Here is a 19,040-nt window from a genome sequence, read left to right as displayed (position 1 = left end):
GTGTAAACGTAAATTGATGTAAAAATATCCGATTACAGTTATGTACTTTGAGGACGTGCGTCAGTGGCAGGGAACTGCGGAGGCTCTGACAAAGGAGTTAAAACGGCAGATTAAACAGCTTGAACTGTCTATAGAACCACCTGCGCTGCGTACCGTTCGGTCGTGGAGAGCGAAACAACTTTTATCACAACCTAAAGGGCAAGAATTTGGATTTCGACAAATTTTGGAGGGTTTGGCAACTGCTCTCCTATTGAAGAAAGGTTGGACACTTGCAGCGATCGCTCAAGTTTTGCCTTCCTTTGGTGAAGATACTTTAGAGAGGCAAATTATTGCAGAGGCTCAAGGTCAAGATCCTACATGGCTACCTGCAATTTCAGCAACTTCTTTGCCTTTACCTACAGGACATCGCCCAGCGATGGATTTGGCTGAAGATGCTGTGAGGTTACTTGCTCAGGGAATTCTTCGGCAATATGACCGGGTTCTTCCAGGTCGAGAAATTGTGCGCCAAGACGATAGTATGCTGCCACCAGAACTCTATCAAGCAATGTGCAAATTGGGTCGTCTATATATTGAAGAAGGATTAAGCGATCGCGCTGCTTGCGTGCATACTGTTTTGGATAACGCTCGATACTCTCTTGGTGGCGATCGCTGGCAGTTAGGGGTTTTTAGCCAATCAGACTTTCGCTTTTCTAGCGTTACCTTAATCGATCCAGATTTACGAGTACCTACCTCAGACTGTGCAGAGATTGCCAATCTGAGCGGGGGTTTTGGAGAAGATAATGTGATTGAGCATCGGTTATATACTGACTTATGCCAAGCAACTGAACGATTAGGCGGTCGTCGCCAACACAAAGCTTACACCGCACTACGGGAGTTGTTTGGCAGATACTCTTTAATCGGAGAACGCCAACTATTAGACTACTTGGTTGAAAATGACTTAACCCCTTTACAGGGAATGATCGTTGAGAAATTCTTCGACTTAGTGCCAGATATCTGGCTAGTTGATGGACTAGCACACCGTTGCGCCCACTGTGGAACATTGATGCGATCGCATCCCAACAAAAAACTTTTTTCACAAGGGCGGTGTCCAATTCGCCAGTGCATTGGCCACAACTCGCCAAAAGTATCAGAAAAACTAGATCCCAAAGACATTTTACGAATTGCCGAGCCACGAATTCTTACCTACTGGACAGGCCCAGCAATTGACGAATTAGCCATTTTTGATACAGCCCGACAAAATAAGCTCAATGCTGAACTTTACCCAGAGTCGGATTTATGCGATGTGGCAATTAACGAACGGGCAATTGGAATTGATGCCAAGTCTTACACAAGTCCGGTGACTCTGGCTTTGCGTCTCAATCGCAGTATTGGCGGGCTGATTCACTATCGCCGCCGCATTCTTGCTGTGAGCGATCGCTTAATTGAGGACAACCCAAGCTACATTTCTACCCTCATTTCAACACTCGATAAAAAGGGCGATCCCGCCACTTTAGAAATTATGTCGGTTTCCTCTGTAATTGATTTTTTAAAGAAGATGTTTTAAAAGTCCTCTTCTCGGTAACAAAACGTTTTAGATCCCCCTAAATCCCCCGATAAATTGGGGGACTTTGATTCCGGTTCCCCCCTTTTTAAGGGGAGCCACTGCGGTCTTGGGGTCTCCCCAAGTTGAGCAAGTGGCGTGGGCTAGGGGGGATCAATAAGTGCCTAAAATCACAGCAAACTACTTTTAAAACATCCTCTAAAGAAGATGCCTTATGCGAACCAAACCTAATTTTTGGAAAGGTGCAGACCGAATTTGCTGGTTTTGCGTCTTGATGAAGGAGTTTATTAATACTGATTCACTGGAATACGCGCCACTAGTGATGTCAGGCATGGCAAGCATTTTAAATGCACCTGCATTAGAGCCTGCCCGTCAAGCCATTTTCAATATGCGCCAGATGTCGCTGACTTTTGTTACACAGCAATCAGTTAAACACGCAATTGCTCTCTATAACAATCATCATTACTGCAACCACACTAAAGGGACGTATGAGATTGATATTGAAACACTTGACTTTAAAAGAACAGACCCTTTAGAAGATTCTTTAATTACACAAGCGCGTCAAATTCTTAGTACCCCTCTGCCATACGACTCTTATAGTTTTACATTTGCCGATCCTCGTCAGCAAATGGCGGTTGCGTTAGGTGAAGAGTCAACAGCAGTAAGGATGCCGATCGCTCCAATTACCGCCCCGATTGCTGCACGTCGCACACATTCCCTCAACCGTCAACCAAGAGGAAAAATTCGCATTCCCCTAAGTGAACTGCGCGATCTAGCTATTGAGATGGATGATCGTGAAAAGCAATATCCTGAGCGACGACCTGGTAATTGGGCAGAGCGTTTTAAACGCTTTGACCTCATGGTATCGGAGGCTGGAAAAGGTCTGCAGAAAGAAGATGATGTGTTGGAATTAGAAGACATCAAGCACTTAATTGGTTTGCCAGGGTCAGGTAAAACAACCATTCTTGTATTGATAGCGATCTGGCTGGGACTACATGACTATAAAGCCATGTTTGTGTTTCCCTCCATAGAAGTTGCTAGACAGTACATGGCTGAGTTGGCATTTCATCAAGTTAAGGTGGGAATGCTGGTAGGTCAAGGCGATGAAACTCGTCGTGGCCATGCAGATAATATTGCTGAAGCGATCGCAACACGAGGTAATGGTGGCTTTGCTTACACCTTGGAACAGGCAGAAGTTTTTGGGATGAACTGCGTCCTACCAGCTTTTTCAATTGCCGATATGTCTATGTGGGGCTTTGGTTACGCACCTTGCAACGAGATATTGCAAGGCGGGGGGAAACAGGGAAAGATGAAGAAATGCCTGTGTCCCTTATGGACAATGTGCGGTCGAAACAAAGCACCGCGAGATTTATTGGATGCTAATATTTGGGTTGGTCATGTGCGATCGCTCGATACTCAAATATCACCTCACGCGATTCAGGAACAAGTACGATATTTTGAATTAATTGCCCGTACCTTTGACGTAGTTGTTTTCGACGAAGGCGACATGGTGCAATCAGTGTTAGATGATTATGGGGCAGCAACTTTAAGTATTTCCGGCTCAGAGCGATCGATTCATCGAGTAATTCTAGAACAAATCCATAACCGCTTTGCTCGTGGTGAGAATTATCGATTATTCGATCGGGATGTAGAACTTTACAGTCGTGACTTGTCAGAATTTGGCAACCATAATACTTCCTTAATTACCACCCTTCAGAATATGTCTAAGTCGCGGGTGGGAGAACGCTACGAAAATCAATTATTGACTGTATTACGGATTGTTAGCGAACTATTGAATACTTTAAAGAAATCCTCTCAGCAGAATGACCTTGATGAACAAGAAGCCAAACTAGGCTTTAGTAAAAGTCGGGCGCTGACTGAATTTTGGGAAGCCGCAGCATATAACGCCTTTTACGATCGCACAGGTGTTGAAAACCCTCAAGACTTTAAAGCAGATTTGTGGCCTCGGATTTTAGGCTATAACCGTGAAACCCTTGAAAAGCAATGGAAAACTCTCATTAGTCATTTCCGCCGTTACCTGGCTGAAAATCTGATTAAGCGACGTGATGCGATCGTTGAAGAAATTGCTAAATTATTTCTCAAGCTTTGTTTTCCAGATCATTTACCAACAATAGAAGCAGAAGATTTAGCTAAATTACTTGTGACTGTTACTTTCGTAATTTTGGGCTACCAGCGAATTGTACCAGGAACTAGAACGATGGTTGCAGAGGGATTCATTCGTGAAACCATTGGGGAGTCAACTGCATCACCAGAACTGCGAAAATTTATTCCAGAAAGCATTTTAGGTTCATTTTCTGGAGTGCAATACAGTTTTTTCAAAGCACAAACAACACGTACCGCCGCCAAAAATGTGCAATTATCCTACATTACATTTGTTGGCGCACCTCGAATGTTAATGCATCGCTTTCATCGGTTGTTAGACGCAGATGATGGACATCCCAGCCCAGCCGTTTTAATTACTTCAGCAACTTCATTTTTAGAAGCTAGTCCCGCCTACCACATTAACGCTGGCCCGCATTATTTACTAAAACCGCGTCAGTCAGAAAATAAAGCAGAGCAGAGCGTTTATCGTTTCAAATGGTTTCCAGATAGTGAACGTGGTGATGAACCCCTTAAATATAGCGGTGCTGGCGACCTTCAAAAACGTAATCTTGAGCGGATGGTGAATGCCCTTGTGCGCGGAGGAATTACTAAATCTGAAATTTACAAGTCCATGCGTCATTTTGATGTCAAGTTTGGTATTCGTCGCAAAGCCGCTTTAGTTGTCAATAGTTATGAACAGGCTCGCACAATCAAAAAGTATATTAATGACTATCATCCTGAAGTTGGGCGGCATACAAAGGCAATTGTTAAATCCCTCAGAGATGGAGAACAACCGCAGGATTTTATCACCTCTGCTCAGTGTGAGGCATTAGGAGACGATGAAAACTGTGATATTTTAATTTTTCCCATGTTGGCAATTAATCGAGGTGTGAACATCGTTTTCACCAAAGGAGACAGAAAACTAGATGCGGCAATTGGCTCGATTTACTTCCTGACTCGTCCTCATCCTACCAAAGATGATATGCGGCTGTTGTACAGCTTGGCAGGACGGGCGACACAAGAATTTGATAGTCGAGTTTTTAGTGAAACAGAAGATTTAAATGCGATCGCAACTTCTTGGCAGCAATCAAGAAAAGACCTTTGGAAAACTGCCAATAGATTATTACGTGAACCCTTAATGGCTAGCCGTTTAGGCCCTGAACTTTTCAAATCGTTTACAGCTAATCAAATGGTTGCGATTTTACAAACAATTGGGCGCGGGATGCGGAATGGATGCCCGGTATCAGTTTACTTTGTGGATGCAGCTTGGGCTAAAAATTCAGCAGAAGATAAACCCGACTCTGGGCGAGATAGTATGCTGGTGCAGATGCGAATCATTTTAGAAGAATGTGTCAACCATCCCGATCCTGTAATTCGGGAAATTTATCAAGAACTTTACGGCGCATTTCTAGCACCCTTACAACGTATTAAAGGAGTAATTTACGCTGATGAATTAGCTAATTTACAAGATTTGACGGATGAAGAAGACGGCTTTAATGATTTTTCAACACTATTGGAGATGTAAAAATGAGCGACTATTTTGATAATGACATGGAATTGGAAGAAGATTTATTTGAAGAAGAAGAAGAAACTGATGATAATTTAGTTTCAGATACCTTTTATATTCAGCAAGGTCAAATCAAACCAATCAAACAATTTCCTTTAGCCTTAACTGTGCCAGACGATCTGCGTCCAATTATAATAGAGGGTTCTACTCTTACTTGGACAAAAGCAGGCTTGCTATGTTTTGCCGATATTCTACAAGGAACTAACGTCAAAAATATCCCCTATGCCTCATTGCGAGGTTTTCTCGAAGTAGTCTTAAAAGATGCGGCACGAATTGAACCAGACATAGGTCTTACGAAGTTTGCATTGAATAATGCTAAAAGGGGAAGCGATCCAGAACCTTTTGTTTACCTAAATGGTGGTAATGAAAAAGATATCAATCAAATGCTTCGCCCAATTATTAACGACTGGTTTACAAATCATCTCAGACCTTATGTAATAAAAGAAGACATATCAACGGGTATTATTGACCGCTTGCAAGATTTGCAGGAAAGAAGAGAACTTCTGAAAATTTCTCCATTTAAATCTCAAGTATTCCCTTGGAATTGGTCTAAACAGACAGGTACAACTCAGCCAAAAGATCCCACAGATAAATATGCCTATCGTGCGATAGTAGATTACGTAGCTCGTCAAATTGCTGGACAAGAGATTTTTCCAGAGTTAGGGCCGATAAAACGGATTATTTCCAGCAATTCTGGGATTTTAGAATTGATTACCGATCCGATCGCCTTACCTGGCACAAAAGGGAAATTCAGTTTTGTGGTGAGCTTGGAAGTTGTGACTTATCCATCTTTGCATCAACCTTTGTTGAAAGTTGAAGTTTCCAAACGTCGCTGGTTCACTCAGTTAAAATATCCTAAATATGACCGGAGGAATATTAGCGGTTTCATATTTTCTCAAGACTATCCCGATCGCGCTTTTACCTATCAAGTAAAATGCAAAAAAGATAAAAATAACGAACAAGATAATAATAATTTGCGTTGGGTGACAGATACAGATTTTGAAATCCTGCGGAGAGAATTGAAACTGCCTCTGGAATCTTTTGATGGGCAACAAATCGCTTTGGGCAAAGCCTCTACTGATAGCTGTGAGGTAGTTCTGACTTACCGTAATGGACTTCAAGATAATTCAGAAGAAGACGAAGATAGTTCAGGAAAATACGGTATTGAAACAGGTGTACCAGAGATTGATAAATTAGATGCGTTTGAGGCGATCGCTAAAATTCTTAACCCATTAGGAATCAACATATTTGATGGTTACACAAAAGTACCATCCAAGCACAAACTAGATGATACAGCATCGCGCATGATTAATCTTCCTACACTGCTTGGTGGTGTTTTGGAAGCTCTTGAAACAAATACCAACTTGGAGTTTACCGCGAAATACCTCGATCAACTCGACGAAAGTCAAATCAATAACTTGCTACGCAAACACTTTGACATTCCTTTAGAAGAGATTGAGTGGGGAAGAAAAGCTATTGAATTTAATAGATTTACGCCGAATCAAACGAATGATCTCCAAACTATCATTCAGGCAAACCAAGCAGCGATGCAGCGACTATATCCTAATGAGCAACCGAGACTGTTTATATTTTATGAAGCTGATTTGGAGACAGAAGCAAAGCTATTGCAGAAAATTACTAAAGTTTTGTGGGGAAACACACTCGAAATTCTTATTAACCGCTTGCCAGCAAATACCCACGGGATACGAGAGGTTTTACCTGGAAAAGAGTTGAAAAATAAGGAGCGATCGCGCCAGCGAATTAAAGCATGGGATTCCACTGCACAACAAATTGAAGACCCCAATAAGCCAACTTTCTCCTTGATAATGGCACGGCAGTTTTACCCAGATCCTAATGGTAAAAACACTGTTAAACCTGACGATAAAGTTAATAAACCTTCAACACGCCAAGCACTTGCAAAGGTTGGTAGTGGTGTGCAGTTTCTTCTACCCATTGCAAAGACACGTAAAACAAAGCATCTCAAACTTGCAGATTTCTTCCATCGGATGCAGTCGGCTCTTAAAGATTTGTTCTCTGCTCATTCTGGTCGGATTGATGGTGTAAAAGAAAAGGTTGACAAGTACTTGCAAAATATCCCACCAGAAGCTAGACCAAAAGAAATTTTAGGGTTCACAATCGTCCGTAAACAAAGGGGTCGCGCTCGTGGTGCTATTGAGAATACATTCTTAGCAGTGGTAATGCGCCTCAACGTAGATACAGGAAAATGTGAGCTTTGCTGTGCTTACGAGAAAGGAAATTTAGTAATCAGCCGGTGGTTTAGCTTTTCTGATGCACTAGCTTTTATTGCCCAACTTACTCCAATCAAACTGGCTGATAAGCGTAATGTGTCTAAAACTCGATTCATGGACTTTGTAAAACAGATTATTTCTAACTCTGTGGAAGATGGGATGCAACCATTGGTTATGATTGATTCTTCCAACTGCGTCCAACTGTGGGATTGGCTTGCTGATAGTAGAATTAATGCTAATCAAATTAACCTTGGCCAGCAGTTTGAGAATATGCAGGATGAATGGCAAGGCGCACGTCTAATTCGTATTCGTCAAGAACTCGCCCCCGGAATTATTGAGAAAAAAGCCAGACATTTAATAGAGACTTCTTTAGAAGATACCAGAACTAAAGAAGAACTAAACAAACTACCGCCTACGCTGAAAATCCCTTCAGCTTCTAGTTCGACTGGGTTATTTCGACTCAGCGCGACTAACCAAACTGGATGTGTAGCTTATCTATCTGTGGCGCGTGAATTACCGCAAAGAAAGTCTCGTGGGCAAAGTTGCTATCGCTCAACCTACACCCTAGCAAAACAAACTGGGTTAAAGGTAAGTCAACTCTCTACAAAATCTCCTTTTGTCGGTCGCTGGCCTACTCCCAATCCACTTGAGATTGTTGTTACCTTGAGACAACCAGAAGATAATCCTGATGATCTAGCTGCCCTTGTGGAGTCACTGCGCTATGGCTTTGGTCACTATAGCGATTGGACAGGTTTGCCTGCTCCCCTATTTTTTGAGCGTGTTGTACGGGACTACATCAGTGATTTTGCGATCGCAGATGAGGACATAGAATTAGAGCAAGATTAAATATGCTGCCAGTGTAGAAAGAGGCTACTAATTTATTTACAATCAAACTCGCACAAAGATGACTGTTAGAATGCATCCCGACGCATTGGCATTGCAAGGGCACGCATTAACAATGCGGCCGATGTATTATACCAATTGGAAAAAAGAATGCGACAAATAGACCATTTGTAGAGACGCGATTCATCGCGTCTTTACCCAAGGATGTGTTGCAATCATTAATTGAATTGGTATTAGCATTGCAAAGGGACGCATTGGCATTGCAAGGTATTACCAAATTTAATTCGCTACAAATTAATGAAATGCTGTACCTAACAAGCCAAGGTTAAGACTCGAACCTAAAACTTGAGTTTATTGAGCTTGGTGAAACCCCAGAACAAGCCTAAAAGCTGGTAGGAACAGTGTGATTGACATAAAGATATCAAGCAGCAATTGGGAAAGGAAACTACTACTTTGAATTGGGTATAACCCGTATGGTCTATGGCTTCAAGTCACTTTTCTAGACTTTATAATATAAGTAAGAGTTAAAGATAACGCTTCAATTATATGAAAATACTCTCATCAGAGTTAGTCCATTTGGGATTTGGCAAATATGTGCGTTCTGACCAAGTAACAGCAGTTATACCAATAGAAGAGGAGCGAGGCCCAGGACGACGAACCTTTGTTCACATTCAAGGGCAAAGTGATCCAATTATCGCCTCTCGCGCTGAAGATACCATCGTGCGTGATTTAGTACAGGAACCACGCGAGGTTACTCAAGCCCGTCAGCAGCAAGAAATTCTTCAAGATTTATTGGTTAATTTAGGTAATGTTAATTCGACTGTGCGTCGAATTAACCGTGATGAAGGCAGTTTGGATCTTGATTTGTTAGAGCGACGAATTAAGCAAGTCCTGGAAAATTAATTCCAAAAATCAGCAAACTAAATAACGGAGAAGGATATTGCTGAATACAATTACAGACCAAGTTTCAGTATCAGATACACAAACAAGATCACCAAGGTTGTGGATACCTGAGCGGGTACTGTTTACACCTGCTGCCCTAGATGAGGATTGGGGGCAGCAGATTCTTACGCGTGTGCAGTCACTCAACTTACCAATAGAAGAACTATCACAGAACCGCCTGAAGGGACTGCGCGGTGAGTCTGAGCGGGATACCTACAACATCGCCAAGCGTACCTTAGCGGTGGTTACTGCACCACCCAGTTCTTTTAAACTGAGTCCCATCCCACCTTCTGCGGATTGGCAGTTTCACATTGCCGAAGGTTGTCCGGCTCACTGTCAATACTGCTACTTAGCTGGTAGCTTGTCGGGGCCACCTGTCATCCGCACTTTTGCCAACTTACCGCAGATATTAGAGAATTTAGCTAACTACGAGCAAGAGGGGAAAACCACGACTTTTGAAGTTAGCTGTTATACTGACCCATTGGGTATTGAGCATTTAACTGGAAGTCTTGCCGAATGTATCCGTTACTTTGGCACTCGTACCAATGCACATCTACGTTGGGTATCAAAGTTCGATGCTGTGGATGGATTACTCGACTTACCACACAATGGGCATACTCGCTGTCGGATGAGTGTTAATGCCGCACCGATTTCTGGTAAGTTTGAAGGTGGCACAGCATCCGTAGCATCCAGACTTAATGCATTGCGACGGTTGGCGTTACCACAAGAGCGTGGCGGTGGCGGTTATCCAGTAGGCTTGGTGATTGCGCCAATTATGCCGATAGACGATTGGCGGATGCATTATAGTTGTTTGTTTGACCAGATAAACCAAGCACTGGATTTTGACTGTAACCTTACCTTTGAGTTAATCTCGCATCGGTTCACACCTGGGTCAAAAGAAGTCTTACAAACTTGGTATCCGCAATCCAAATTAGAGATGGATGAGGCAAAACGCAGCGTCAAGCGTAATAAGTTTGGTGGGACGAAGTATGTTTACGATCGCGACACAATGAAGGCGTTGCGTTGCTTTTTTGAGAGTGAGATTACTAGACGCTTTCCAAACGCTGAAATTCTTTATTGGACTTAGAAGACTACTTCGTTCATATAGAGTTTGAGCAAATTAATTATTGAGCGAGAGAGCGATTGATATAGATGCGATCGCTCTCTTTTCAGGTTGCTCAAAAGCTGGTGCCTTAGGCTAAAGCCGTAACACACCCTACAAAAGAATTACTTTTTAAAACCTAGTACGCCACGGCGGAAATAGAGCAACCATTTAAAATCTCTAAAAAGACCATTCCATAATACTTTTGAATGCGTGAATGCGTGACTTCCGCCTTGCGGTACTAGTGGCCTGTCCCAAAAATTTTGATAGGTTTGTAGTAAGCACTTTAGTGCTTAAAAATCTAGGACTAAAGTCCTGACTACGAACTTTTTTACCCCTCGCCTGGTTTTTGCTAGCCCACACAAAGCTGGATAATTTGGGCAGATTGCAAGCGGCGTTATACATTAATAAGTGTATCTGCAATACCGGACTTGTTCTGGCTTAGTCTCAATAGCAAAGGTTTGGAGATGTTTACTTTATCAGAAACTTCTATCCTGGCGGCAATCCTACTGGTAGCTTTAGGCATTTTGGGCTGGGGCTTTTATCGCGCCAGACCTTTTGGTAAGCTGGGAATCTTAGCCTGGTTACAGTCGGTGGTGTTGATGACTCCCTGGCTGCTGTTTTTTGGATTGTTTGCCGCAGGGATTTACATCAACATAGCGGGTATATTGTTCTTAGTGGTAACTTCCGCCGGATTGTATGCCTTCTTGGGCAGACAGTTACGCGCAGCTGGGCAAGATGCCATCCTCAAGCAACGCGCCACAGAAAGACTCGCTGCTGATTCCTCACTTAAAGCAAATTCCTCACAAGTAGCAGTCGCAGAACTGAAACCGGAGATTCCACCACTACCGGAAGAGGACTTAAATGCAATTAAAGGTATTTTCGGTATCGATACATTTTTTGCCACAGAAACGATCGCCTACCAAGATGGAGCCATTTTCAAAGGCAATTTGCGGGGAGAACCAGAAGAGACTCACAACCGTCTAACTGCAAGTTTACGCCAACGCCTTGGTGATCAATATCGCTTGTTTTTAGTGGAAAATACAGAGGGCAGACCAGTGGTAATTGTCCTACCCAGCCGCAATGATCCCCGCCCGATGTTGTTATCGCAAAAAGCTTTTGCAGGTGTGCTATTGGTAGCAACTATTGCCACAAGTTTAGAAGCTGCGGGCTTATTGCTGAATTTTGATTTCTTTGGCAATCCAGGGCGGTATCAAGAAGCTTTACCCATAGGCGCTGGGATATTTACAATTTTAGTAGCTCACGAAATTGGTCATTGGTTACTTGCCCAGCGTCACCAAGTTCGCCTCAGCTGGCCTTTCTTTCTACCTGCTGTGCAAATTGGCTCCTTTGGTGCAATTACCCGCTTTGAGTCTCTGTTGCCCAACCGCAAGGTATTATTTGATATCGCCTTGGCAGGGCCAGCCGCAGGTGGTATTGTTTCTTTGTTAATGCTGGTGACGGGCTTGCTGCTTTCCCACCCTGGTAGTTTATTTCAATTGCCAAATCAGTTTTTCCAAGGGTCGATTTTGGTGGGAAGTTTGGCGCGAGTTGTCCTTGGTTCGGCGTTGCAGTCATCCCTGGTAAGTGTTCATCCCTTAGTGGTAATTGGTTGGTTGGGGTTAGTTATCAACGCTTTGAACTTGATGCCCGCAGGACAACTAGATGGTGGGCGCATTGTCCAGGCGATTTATGGACGCAAAACCGCAGGACGGGCAACGATCGCAACTTTAATTTTACTAGCGCTAGTGTCTCTCGGTAATACTCTTGCCATGTACTGGGCGATCGTGATTTTCTTTTTGCAACGCGATCAAGAACGCCCCAGCTTGAATGAAGTCACTGAACCCGATGATGCTAGAGCCGCTTTGGGGCTTTTGGCTCTATTCTTGATGATTACCACACTTCTACCACTGACTCCCGGTTTGGCTGGGCGTTTGGGAATTGGATAGTGTTTATGGAGCCAACACCTAAACAAGCAATATCCGCAATTCGGGTGTGCGCCCAACTTACCAGGGTTTATAAACGAATAGACCTTGTAAGATTGGACGAGCGCACCAGAAATATTTATATCTTGGCGAATAATTCAATCGAAGCTGAGGTAACACCAACTGGAGAAATTCTTTGGTTATGACAAAACCTAACTTTCAACAAATGCCTTTAGAGCAGCTAAAAGCTTATATTTTGGAGCATCGTAACGACGATGAAGCATTCCATATTTACATCGACAGAAGACGCGCCCAATCTCCAAAACAGGTTCCGATGACAATTGAGGAAGCGGAGGCTGATTTACAGAGACGGTTTGGACAGCAAGCTAGTTAAAAGCCCATGACAGATTTTTAAGGGATTGTCGGTGAAGCATCACTTAAAATTAAGCGATGTGTTCACCGACAGATTGCTAGGAAAATTAACTGAACGGTTTCCAACCTCCTAGCAAATTCGGGTAAGTTGTTGGTGTGGCGAAAATTTTCTGGAAGCCAGCTTGACGCTCTTGGGGCTTTTCTTTGCTCATGTTCCAGAGGGTTTCATAGAAAAAGAAGGAGACTCCCGCAAAATTGCGATCGCGGACTTTTTGCACTTGTGTCTGAATCTGTTGGATTGGTACAGATTTATTTTTCAACCCAGCCATAATGCCCACACTCACTGGAATATGGCTCTTGGCTGCTTTCACTTCTGGATACTCTAATTCGCTGATAAAAACATTCAAGTCATCCCGATATATCTGCAAAACTAAGTCTTCAATGATTCCCAGCCGTTCCCACTTTTGCCAGTCTGCTAAAAAGAAGTCGTAGGAAAAACGTTGAGGATTCGGAGCAACGGAAACCAAGCAATCTTTTTTAGTGGCTTTGATGCTTTTAAATACCCGTTTCATAAACTCAGTAATTTTGTTAGCTCTCCATCTCACCCATTCTGGATCTTGAAAGTTTTTGGAGGGAGCTTGACCACGGTGTTCTTTTTTGTAAAGTGCCACTGTATAGGCATCGTAACCTAATTCTGATGGTAAGCCAAAATGGTCATCAAATTGAATACCATCAATATTGTAGTTTCTGACAATTTCAACGATTAAATCTTGGATGAACTGTTGTACTTCTGGGCGAAAGGGATTTAGCCAAACGCGATTATGTTTGCCTTCTTTGAGAATCCGAGTTCCATCGCTGCGATTGGTGAGCCATTGAGGGCGATTTTTAGCTAATAGAGAATCTGCTGGTGCCATGAAGCCAAATTCAAACCAGGGAATCACTGTTAACCCTTTTTGATGCCCCACATCGACAATTTCTTTGAGGATATCTCGTCCTTTTAGTCCGGGTGTGGGATCAAGCGATCGCCCGATAACTTTGGCTGCAACTTTGCTAGGATACAATGTATATCCCCAATTCCAAACCGCCGGATATATCGTGTTAAAATTGAGTTCGTCAAGGCGTTGCAAAGATCCCTTGAGGCGATCGCGCTCAAATAAAACATCACTATCAATATTTGTTAACCATACTCCCCTTAACTCAGATGCTGGCGTTGGCGGCAAATTAATTTGAGCGTTCAATGGAAATGATAGCATCACCGTAGCAACCACACTCAAGGTAACGATAACGGCAAACAAAAGAGACTTTCTGGTTTGGCGAATATTCCACCAAGAAGCAAACTCAACACACCACTTTACAAACCTTTTTATCATTTGGCTACAGACATAATCAAATTATGAACAATCAGCATGAATAGCGATCGTATCGATTGTAAGCGCTAAAACAATCGCTATTCACGCTGAGGTTTATTATTTGGCGCTGGCTATAAGATCATTCCAGGCTTTGACTGCTGCTTGTAAATCCTTTGGCAGGTTATTTTGAGAAATATCGTTGTATTGAACCGTACCCCGTTGGCTGGTGAGAGTGTAGGTGATATAATCAGCAGATCCGTTGGGGGCTGGGTAACTCAGATTCTGGAATTTACTAAATTTAGAACGTTCTAAAAATCTCTGAAATTGTTGCACCTGTTGCACAGAAACGCGGCGAACACTACGCTCAGAATCATTGGCATCACCAATCCGCACACGAGTCAATCCGCCATCTTTGAGTAAAATAGTCTGGTAGGTTCTGCCAGCAAAACCACCACTGGAGATTTGCCGAAATACTACATCTCTATCTAACGATGGTGGTAACTCGCCTACTGGAATTTGCACAGGGGACAGTGTATTGTTGCTAGCTTTTTCATTCAGCCTGACTGCGGAACCTGTTTGATTGGTATGATAAATCCACTTTTCTTTGCCATTAGATACCACAACCAGCCAACCCGGAACTAACGCTTGGCTACAGACTTGATCAGGTTGAGGCAGTTCTAAGCAACCATTGCGCCAAGTCTGTTGATTATAATCAATAATTTGCAGTTCTCTGGTTAAAATTCCCTGCCTGCGGGCTAAATCTCGCAGTACCGCGTTAGCTACTGGACGTGGCAAGCGGTTTGGCTTAACATTGTCTTTAAGAACTTCATTGCTTGTTTCTAGTGAGAAGTCCGCAGAAGCAGCTGTGGCCTCTTTCACAAGTATTGAACTGCTCGCAACAGACAAAATTCCAGTCAAAATCAAAGCAGTGAAAATCCGCCCTTGATTGGTGTTAAAGTAGTTTTTCTGCATGATTTCCATACTAATATAGGACTAAGAAATACTATCCAACTACAAATGGACAATAAAGCACATAATTCCAGACCTTCACCAGTTGGAATTAGTTTAGTATCTGTCTTCTAAAACAGATATAAAGATAGACGCTGATGTACTAATTGTTTGTTCCTTATATAAATTCTGGATGATAAATGTTGGGTTACCCTGCGGGAGGAACGAAATCCAACATAAGCTAAAACACATCTAAGAAAGCATATTAAAATTTTCTCAATATCTTGTGGGGTGGGCCGAAAAGCCCGCCCTGATGGGAGCAACTTAAATGCCGATTAGCTTATTATCGAACAGAATTCAGGAGTCAGGAGTCAGAATTCAGAATGAATTCTGTACGACTGGCGGATGAATAATCGGCGTTTTTGCACCCCCACCAAATTGAAAATTTGGTGGTCTTCAATCAGTCGCGGGTCTGAATCCCCGACTGATTGATTCTGACTCCTGAATTCTGACTTCTGAATTCTTCTTCAAGGGGTTTGTTGGGTTTCGTTCCTCAACCAAACTACAAATATTCTTAACCGAACCGTATTATATTCATTATCCAGTCTACAGAATTCAATTCTGAATTCTGACTGCTGAGTTCTAAATTATTCTTAATAAAAGTAATTTCAGAAAAGAATGGGCAGAACCGTAGCTGAGATTTTGTAATCCCAGACAATATTAGGCGCTAATGGCTTGTTGTTCAGATTCAACGAACTGATTGTGAGGTATATCAAATCTAATAGTACTGGCTGCCCAGTCTTTGAAATCGGGCGCTAGCCAGACTAGCTTGCAGAGAATTTCATCATTGACCCACAACACCAAGGGAAACCGAAACTGTTTCCGAAACTCATCTCGCATGATATTGGTACTGATGATTAGTTGGTTAATCGCCACTACAGATTCTAAACCCCTTACCATCAAAGCTTCTGGTTGAGTAGTACCAATTTCAGTTGTAATAGCTGTGTACAGTTTGTCAGCCGCAGGTGAAAGATGGACTTGGTGGATATCTGCTGATGAAAATTCTGTTAACAAATTCAGCACTTGCTGCTGCTTTTGAACAGAGTTACAACAGGCTAATAACAGTGAAAACTCCCCACCAGAAACCATCATCGCCCTTGCCAGCCTCTTAGTGGCTGCTGTGCTGCTAACTGTGCCGGTTACCGAATTACTTAAGCTGATCATTAAAAAATCCTACTTCTAATTTTCAAAATGTCTGAGTAATATTCAGTTATTCCACCCTATCAATTTTTACTCAAAAGTGTTAATCGGGTAACTTGGATGAGTTTTCTCTGTAATACTAAGCATTATATGATGAACAAGTATATAGTGTATTATCTCATATTTACAATTAAAGGATAATCTAAAGGTAGTATCAACACAATGTAAGTAAAAGGGGGCAGGCGAAGAATTAGCAATTGAATTATTACTGTATTCTCATAGATTTTCCCATCTCCCAGTGATTAAGTAATTATTTCTTAAGATTAAGTAAAAAAAATGTTCAGTAAAAGTTTAACAGCAAACATTGGGAAGTGGGAGAAAACTTAACTTGCGACTGGTTTACTGTCGCCTACAGGAAGGAAGCTAGCTAGAAATCATTTTTCCTTGGCAAACCACTTCGGGGCGGGTTTAGAGTGTGGAGTAGTGAAATGGTATCAGCCCAAGATGCGAAAAGCCCCCTTCATTAAAATTAACTAAAATTAACGTTTCTTCACCATCTCCTATGCTTGCTAATTTGCGGCATTATTATCCAGGACAAACTACTGGCAAGCCTTTGGGTCACTATTAGTTGTTAATGTCACATTTAATAGGCTTAAATCTTTAGGAAAAGGACTTTGGGAGGCGACAAGCTAATAATTAGCATAATAGGGACTGAAGACCCAAATTAACTCATCCATTTGATATAACTGTAGATCGAAGATGTCGCCTCGTTAGTCAGAGGACACGGAATTTTTAGCTTTCTAAGATCAGTTCAGAACATCTGGAATATAACAAGTTATGCATTAAGACAAATCTAGAGGGCAAAGAACGGTGAACCAATATCTCTGGGCAGATATTTTATATTAATAAATAATATCCTCTACAGAAAATACTACTCTAAAGCCACAAATCCTCAGTCCACCGTCTGACTCATTCCAGCTACGACTGGCGCTGCGACAAAGTTCTGCACTGAAACTCCAAGAACCACCGCGTAGCACCCGGCGATGAATATCACCGCCAACTTCCCAAGCTGTGCCATCTGAGGGTGCATAGTTGTAATTGTTGTGCCACGAATCAGCGCACCATTCCCAAACTAGCCCGTGCATATCGTACAATCCAAAGGCGTTGGCGACTTCAAAACTACCGACGTTTGTTGTTTCTTTACGAAATTTGCTTTTTGGTTCGATAGTGCAACTGACTAACTCAGAGGTAATCGTCTCGCCAAAGTGAAAAGATGTTGTAGTTCCAGCACGACAAGCATATTCCCATTCAGCTTCACTCGGTAAACGATAGTCGCGTCCAGTTTTTTCTGATAGCCTGAGACAGAATTCTACAGCCTCATACCAAGAAACATTTTCCACTGGTCTATCTAGACCTTTGAATTTTGATGGATTGGGATTTAAAGCTTGTTTGATTTTGGGTAAAGCTGCTACTACTCTCCACTGTGCTTGAGTTACGGGAAATTTTCCCATAAAAAATGGTTCAACGGTAACTTTATGTCGAGGACGTTCGTCAGCATCCCCTTCAAACTCTGGTGAACCCATCATGTAAGTACCACCAGGAATCGATACCATTTCTAATGTGACAGACTTACCCAATTCTTCAGCAAAGAAGTTTGCATTACAACTCATGCGATTTACTTCTCTACCACTTGTGTCTACTGTCACTACGTCAAATTCAAAGGTTTCTAAGGGGGGTAATGGTACTATTATTTTTTCTGGTAGCGGCGGTAATATGCGTTGAGACATCGAAACAATTTTCAGGGCAACAGGTTGAATGTTCGATCTTGTAAACTTCAAATCGTTGATAACTTCTACTGCTGTTTGATACCTTTCACTAGGTAGATGTTTTAGTAATTTATCTAAAATTTTTCCTAATTCGTCGCTGATAGTAATACCTTTTTCCTGTAACCGTTCGCGCCACAACCACTTAGCGTTCATGGCATCATAAATAGGGTCATGAATCTGTCCAGAAACATCCTGCAAAGGCAAACATTGAGTTAAAAGACGCACACAAGTTACACCCAAAGCATACAAATCACTGCCGTGACAAGCAAATCCAGCCATTTGTTCAGTTGGGGCATAACCAACGGTATAAATTACTGTAGCTTGTCTTCCTATACTGGTTTGTGTTACCTGTTTAGCACCGCCAAAGTCAATCAAGACGGGTTTTTCATCACTTGCACGGCGGATAATATTTTCTGGTTTGATATCGCGATGAATAACATTATGAGTATGAATAAATTCTAGAACTGGCAATAAATCAGCTAAAAGTTCCCAAACTTGTTTTTCACCATACATTTGTTGGTAAACTTCTTGTAAGAGAGTTTTTCCTTGAATAAATTCTTGCACAAGATACAAGCTAGTACCTTGTTCAAAATAAGCTAGTAATCTGGGAATTTGGGTATGATTTTCTCCCAGTTCATACAACCGGAAAGCCTCTTCTTTAAAAAATTCTGCTGCTTTAGTCCGTTGTCCTGTTCCTTGAAATTGTGGGAAAAATTGTTTGATGACGCAAGGCGCATTTAGTCTGTCTACATCTTCTGTAGCATAGGTTCTACTAAACCCACCTTCACCTAAGAGTCTCAATACGCGGTAACGGTTTCTGAGAAGTTTGCCAAAGTTGCTTTGTCCGCAACTCACGCAAAATCTATTGCTATCAGAGTTGAATGGATTTGAGCAATTGGGATTTTGGCAGATTTGCATAATGAGGGGGAAATAGCATCTTCTCCAAAGTTAGCCCCAATATTATCTAATTGAAAACGGTTATGTAGAGAAGCGAACACGGAAATTTATTCATGTGCTTAAAACTATCTTTCACACGAGGGTAGAAGGATGAATAACAATTCACGCATTCAAAAT

At 42.2% G+C, this 19,040-nt stretch carries 12 protein-coding genes; 8 read left to right on the top strand and 4 right to left on the bottom strand.

Annotated elements, in window-relative coordinates; genetic code table 11:
* Positions 1-40: 40 nt before the first annotated feature.
* The 8 genes from HWQ23_RS12770 (at position 41) to HWQ23_RS12735 (ending at position 12,665) form a co-directional block, all read left to right on the top strand.
* Positions 41-1,543: a restriction endonuclease-related protein gene (locus HWQ23_RS12770; protein ID WP_292828690.1), complete on the top strand. Its 1,503-nt coding sequence runs from the start codon at positions 41-43 to the stop codon at positions 1,541-1,543.
* 211 nt (positions 1,544-1,754) lie between these two features.
* The gene (locus HWQ23_RS12765; protein WP_292828687.1) at positions 1,755-5,168 is read left to right on the top strand and encodes a pPIWI_RE_Z domain-containing protein; all 3,414 of its coding nucleotides are present in this window, start codon (positions 1,755-1,757) and stop codon (positions 5,166-5,168) included.
* Between the two features lie 2 nt (positions 5,169-5,170).
* Positions 5,171-8,305, top strand: a complete 3,135-nt coding sequence (locus HWQ23_RS12760; RefSeq protein ID WP_292828684.1) for an RNaseH domain-containing protein — start codon at positions 5,171-5,173, stop codon at positions 8,303-8,305.
* Positions 8,306-8,848: 543 nt separating this feature from the next.
* Positions 8,849-9,205 carry a hypothetical protein gene (locus HWQ23_RS12755; RefSeq protein ID WP_094345345.1) on the top strand — a complete coding sequence of 119 codons (357 nt, stop codon included), beginning with the start codon at positions 8,849-8,851 and terminating at the stop codon, positions 9,203-9,205.
* Positions 9,206-9,308: 103 nt separating this feature from the next.
* Positions 9,309-10,331: a spore photoproduct lyase family protein gene (locus HWQ23_RS12750; RefSeq protein WP_292829036.1), complete on the top strand. Its 1,023-nt coding sequence runs from the start codon at positions 9,309-9,311 to the stop codon at positions 10,329-10,331.
* 482 nt (positions 10,332-10,813) lie between these two features.
* The gene (locus tag HWQ23_RS12745) at positions 10,814-12,295 is read left to right on the top strand and encodes a site-2 protease family protein (RefSeq protein WP_292828680.1); all 1,482 of its coding nucleotides are present in this window, start codon (positions 10,814-10,816) and stop codon (positions 12,293-12,295) included.
* Between the two features lie 5 nt (positions 12,296-12,300).
* Positions 12,301-12,477, top strand: a complete 177-nt coding sequence (locus HWQ23_RS12740; RefSeq protein ID WP_292828677.1) for a DUF6888 family protein — start codon at positions 12,301-12,303, stop codon at positions 12,475-12,477.
* The gene (locus tag HWQ23_RS12735) at positions 12,474-12,665 is read left to right on the top strand and encodes a DUF6887 family protein (RefSeq protein WP_292828674.1); all 192 of its coding nucleotides are present in this window, start codon (positions 12,474-12,476) and stop codon (positions 12,663-12,665) included. The genes HWQ23_RS12740 and HWQ23_RS12735 overlap by 4 nt, the downstream gene beginning before the upstream one ends.
* Positions 12,666-12,750: 85 nt before the next feature.
* On the opposite strand, the gene HWQ23_RS12730 is transcribed toward HWQ23_RS12735, so the two are convergent.
* From HWQ23_RS12730 to HWQ23_RS12715, 4 genes are all read right to left on the bottom strand, one after another.
* The gene (locus tag HWQ23_RS12730; RefSeq protein WP_292828671.1) at positions 12,751-14,013 is read right to left on the bottom strand and encodes a glycoside hydrolase family 10-like protein; all 1,263 of its coding nucleotides are present in this window, start codon (positions 14,011-14,013) and stop codon (positions 12,751-12,753) included.
* A gap of 96 nt (positions 14,014-14,109) precedes the next feature.
* Positions 14,110-14,973, bottom strand: coding sequence for a hypothetical protein (locus HWQ23_RS12725; protein WP_292828668.1), 864 nt, complete (start codon positions 14,971-14,973; stop codon positions 14,110-14,112).
* Between the two features lie 687 nt (positions 14,974-15,660).
* On the bottom strand, positions 15,661-16,164 hold the full coding sequence (locus tag HWQ23_RS12720; protein ID WP_292828665.1) for a hypothetical protein: 504 nt from the start codon (positions 16,162-16,164) through the stop codon (positions 15,661-15,663).
* Positions 16,165-17,042: 878 nt separating this feature from the next.
* On the bottom strand, positions 17,043-18,884 hold the full coding sequence (locus HWQ23_RS12715; protein WP_292828662.1) for a bifunctional serine/threonine-protein kinase/formylglycine-generating enzyme family protein: 1,842 nt from the start codon (positions 18,882-18,884) through the stop codon (positions 17,043-17,045).
* Positions 18,885-19,040 lie beyond the last annotated feature (156 nt).

The organism is Nostoc sp. JL33 (assembly GCF_017114985.1).
Lineage (GTDB): Bacteria > Cyanobacteriota > Cyanobacteriia > Cyanobacteriales > Nostocaceae > Nostoc.
Note: the sequence above shows the minus strand (reverse complement) of the source record. Positions and strands in the feature narration are given on the sequence as shown.

Bases quoted from the DNA above. Each gene is read 5' to 3' on its own strand.
- HWQ23_RS12720 (WP_292828665.1), bottom strand. From the start codon at position 16,164: ATGATCAGCTTAAGTAATTCGGTAACCGGCACAGTTAGCAGCACAGCA.
- HWQ23_RS12725 (WP_292828668.1), bottom strand. From the start codon at position 14,973: ATGGAAATCATGCAGAAAAACTACTTTAACACCAATCAAGGGCGGATT.
- HWQ23_RS12765 (WP_292828687.1), top strand. From the start codon at position 1,755: ATGCGAACCAAACCTAATTTTTGGAAAGGTGCAGACCGAATTTGCTGG.
- HWQ23_RS12760 (WP_292828684.1), top strand. From the start codon at position 5,171: ATGAGCGACTATTTTGATAATGACATGGAATTGGAAGAAGATTTATTT.
- HWQ23_RS12715 (WP_292828662.1), bottom strand. From the start codon at position 18,884: ATGCAAATCTGCCAAAATCCCAATTGCTCAAATCCATTCAACTCTGAT.
- HWQ23_RS12730 (WP_292828671.1), bottom strand. From the start codon at position 14,013: ATGATAAAAAGGTTTGTAAAGTGGTGTGTTGAGTTTGCTTCTTGGTGG.
- HWQ23_RS12735 (WP_292828674.1), top strand. From the start codon at position 12,474: ATGACAAAACCTAACTTTCAACAAATGCCTTTAGAGCAGCTAAAAGCT.
- HWQ23_RS12740 (WP_292828677.1), top strand. From the start codon at position 12,301: ATGGAGCCAACACCTAAACAAGCAATATCCGCAATTCGGGTGTGCGCC.
- HWQ23_RS12770 (WP_292828690.1), top strand. From the start codon at position 41: ATGTACTTTGAGGACGTGCGTCAGTGGCAGGGAACTGCGGAGGCTCTG.
- HWQ23_RS12745 (WP_292828680.1), top strand. From the start codon at position 10,814: ATGTTTACTTTATCAGAAACTTCTATCCTGGCGGCAATCCTACTGGTA.
- HWQ23_RS12755 (WP_094345345.1), top strand. From the start codon at position 8,849: ATGAAAATACTCTCATCAGAGTTAGTCCATTTGGGATTTGGCAAATAT.